The 237-nt window shown below is 28.4% G+C and carries 1 protein-coding gene; it reads right to left on the reverse strand.

Going from position 1 to position 237, the window contains the following annotated elements:
- A partial coding sequence (locus G3997_RS02420; RefSeq protein ID WP_296647522.1) for a transposase occupies nt 1-237 on the reverse strand: 237 nt, incomplete at both ends.

A 237-nucleotide genomic window follows, 5' to 3' on the forward strand; every position in this document is an offset into this window, starting at 1 on the left:
TTTATATAAAATGGCTATTTTCTTTTTTATAAAGATTTTTAGTGATAACATACTAAAAATAGGCGTAAGCCTTAAATTATTAGATGTATCTTTCCACATCCAATTGGCTAATTTTTTTAGATTCATGCATGAGAAAATAAGGCTTACCTCCATGTTAATTTTCGACAAACCTCTTAATTTTGTATACCTCATACCATGTTTCTCTTTTGCATCGGCAAAAAYTCGTTCAATTGTTTC

The sequence above is a fragment of the Romboutsia sp. 13368 genome, assembly GCF_018336475.1.
Lineage (GTDB): Bacteria > Bacillota > Clostridia > Peptostreptococcales > Peptostreptococcaceae > Romboutsia.